This window comes from Methylophaga sp. UBA4204 (assembly GCF_002379485.1).
In the GTDB taxonomy this organism is placed as follows: domain Bacteria; phylum Pseudomonadota; class Gammaproteobacteria; order Nitrosococcales; family Methylophagaceae; genus Methylophaga.
In genome coordinates this window covers 1240-3050 of sequence record NZ_DFTU01000082.1, presented here as the reverse complement: position 1 = coordinate 3050, position 1811 = coordinate 1240, and the positions used below count along the sequence as shown (strand labels likewise).

Here is a 1811-nt window from a genome sequence, read left to right as displayed (position 1 = left end):
ACCACCAGACCCGGTTATCGGACGTCAGTCCGATCCTGCGAATAATGCTTTCTTCGTGTGGAGTGGAGATGATTTCCAATTGCATTGAATCTGGATCAATTGTGCCAATCGCGTTGCTGCCCATAAAGGCAATCCAGGGACGATCCTGATTATCGACCACCAGTCCATAAGGACGCATGTGGTTTCCTGGTACCTCAACGATTTGCACTTCACCCGAATCAGTAGCCAATTTTCCAATAAAACCGGCTTTTCCCGAACGCTGTACGGTGAACCAGATATTTCCGTCCGATGTCCAGGCCATTGTATGAGGATCATTGACGCCCTCGGGCATCTCAAAACGAGTCACATTGCCAGTTTCAGGATCAAGGCGGCCAATATGTTGGTCTTTATTACCTGCATACCATGGATAACCCTCGTCATCGACAATGACTGTATGTGGGCCGGCTTCGGGAATAGCATAACGTTGCATATCGCCTGACTGGGGATCTAGCCTCGCAATATAATCTCCTACCTGACCTACAAACCAGACCTGACCATCCGGACTGATATAGGGATCACGAGGTCGGCTGTTTTGCCATTCGACTTTCCATTCGGTGAAATCCAGAGAGACCATTTTGTCAGGACTCGCCTTGTTTTCACTTTTAGATTTATCAGCTGTAGCGTGACTGATGAACAGCATGCAGCTGAAGACGAATAGGCAACTGGTCTGAATAAAATGTTTAGCAGAGAACGTTTTAGTACTTGTCATATTTACCCTACAGGGTTGCTTTTGGGAATCAGTAAGGTGTTGACTATAGAGAAACCCAAAAGTGCTGATTAACTAAAGATAAACAGTCCCTAGAAGAAAGAGGAAAAAATGAATAGTGAATCCGTGTTGAAAATTATTTTACTGACAACCGCTGCAGGAATTTGTATTCCGATAGGTGGCTGGGTTGCCTCATTTGAGCGGGTGCATTCTCAGTGGCTGGAAAGAGAATTAAGACATTTCATCATTGCTTTCGGTGGTGGGATTTTATTGGGCGCAGTAACGATAGTGCTGGTCCCGGAAGGTATCAATAATATGCATGACTCGCTCTGGAGTATTCCGGTTATTTTGTCAGGTGGCCTGATTTTTTTCGGTGTGGAACGGTTAATGGGAAGCCATAATAACGAATCTCCTCAACTTATGGGCATGATATTGGATTACATTCCTGAGGCTATCGCGCTGGGAGGTTTGATGGCCTTAAATCCTGCCTCCGGGCCTTTGCTGGCATTATTGATCGGGTTACAAAATTTACCTGAAGGGTTTAATGCCTACCGAGAACTAAAACACCACAATAAACACGATAACGTACTGCTCAAAATGGCAGGATTAGTAATACTTGGCCCGATTGCTGGGTTGGTAGGATATTGGTTTTTATCAGAACATCAATCGTTACTGGGGGCCATTATGTTGTTTGCATCAGGTGGGATTTTATATCTCATTTTTCAGGATATTGCCCCCCAGTCGAAATTGGAAAAGCACTGGGCTCCACCGTTAGGGGCGGTATTGGGTTTTTGTCTGGCCTTGTTTGGACATTTACTGATGGCAACGCATTAAGTAATTACATTCAATTTGCTTCTCAATCAAAAATAGCAAGTGACTATTTGTTCAAACTTTAACCTATGTAATATCAGTTGGCAGATTAGCTTGCTACCTTAAACTCACTAGTGTCATAAACAGTCATTTCAACGTAGGCACTACGGTGTTTTTTTCCATGTTGGTACATGGCGAGAAGTATCCGTTGGGATTCTGATTTATTCATCAGTGGCTGTTGATCTTTCATAGCCGC

Annotated in this window: 2 protein-coding genes; one reads left to right on the top strand and one right to left on the bottom strand. The window is 44.2% G+C overall.

From position 1 onward, the window contains the following. Positions 1-748: virginiamycin B lyase family protein (locus tag B3182_RS12055; RefSeq protein WP_292752901.1), on the bottom strand; the 748-nt coding region annotated here is incomplete at its 3' end. A 108-nt stretch (positions 749-856) separates the two neighbouring features. Here B3182_RS12055 and B3182_RS12050 point away from each other — a divergent pair. After that, positions 857-1579: a ZIP family metal transporter gene (locus tag B3182_RS12050; protein ID WP_292353604.1), complete on the top strand. Its 723-nt coding sequence runs from the start codon at positions 857-859 to the stop codon at positions 1577-1579. Positions 1580-1811: the final 232 nt, after the last annotated feature.

Coding starts and splice junctions, on each gene's coding strand:
- B3182_RS12050 (WP_292353604.1), top strand. CDS start 857: ATGAATAGTGAATCCGTGTTGAAAATTATTTTACTGACAACCGCTGCA.